This window comes from Streptomyces flaveolus (assembly GCF_014648815.1).
Taxonomy (GTDB): Bacteria; Actinomycetota; Actinomycetes; order Streptomycetales; family Streptomycetaceae; genus Streptomyces; species Streptomyces flaveolus.
In genome coordinates this window covers 1-842 of record NZ_BMRV01000044.1, presented here as the reverse complement: position 1 = coordinate 842, position 842 = coordinate 1, and the positions used below count along the sequence as shown (strand labels likewise).

At 62.8% G+C, this 842-nt stretch carries 1 protein-coding gene; it reads right to left on the bottom strand.

Going from position 1 to position 842, the window contains the following annotated elements:
- Positions 1-164: 164 nt before the first annotated feature.
- Positions 165-395 carry a hypothetical protein gene (locus tag IEZ05_RS36115; RefSeq protein WP_189234557.1) on the bottom strand — a complete coding sequence of 77 codons (231 nt, stop codon included), beginning with the start codon at positions 393-395 and terminating at the stop codon, positions 165-167.
- Positions 396-842: the final 447 nt, after the last annotated feature.

Here is an 842-nt window from a genome sequence, read left to right as displayed (position 1 = left end):
GGAGCGGGCGACGGGAATCGAACCCGCGTAGCCAGTTTGGAAGATCGCGTACGCGGATGTGGTCCCACCTGCGGTCTTCCTGACCTGCTGCTATGTGGCGCGTTCCCCGCGGTTCCCCTTTTGGTGCCGTGATGTACTGCTCCGTCGGGCACGTGGGGGACACGTCACAGCATCTTGACCAGCATCACGGAGACCACGGCGGTGATCACGGCGGCGGTCACGGTAGCGGCAGCACCGATCAGTGCCGCCACGATGCTCGGGTGTCGCCACGCCTCACGGCTGCGGCCTGCCGGCCTGTCATGGTCGGCCGCAGTGCGTGCATTGCAATGCAACACTTTATGCGTTACGTTGCACGCATCTCGGGATGCGCTGGGGTGGACCTCTGGCTCGTCCATCGTCGTCCTTCCAAGGTTGATACGAGATACGCCCCTGGCTGTGCGTTCGTCCGCCAAAGATCGAGACGCACGGCCTGAAGGCGTTCCTGAAGACAGTTGTCTTCGGTTGGGGTGCAGACTAGCGCAGGTGGTACGTGTTCCGCCTCAACGCTCGTGGCACTCAACTGACTGGGTTCGTGCGGGGGTTCTCGTGCCTGAGCCGTGGAGCTGTGAGAGACCGTAGCAGCGGGCTGCTGGGCTTCCCATTGACCGCCGCCGCTGCTGCTTAGTTCCAGCTACCTGTAGCGCGCGTGTTTTCCTCCGGGTTGGTTAGGCGTTTGTCGGCCGTCTGTCTGCGTACGTCTGCATGTGTATCCACTGTGCTCAGCTCGTCTCCACGGGAACTTGGCCGGAACTAGGTCGGTGGAGCGGCTTTGGGCTGGAGCTGCTTTGGGGCGAGTGATCATG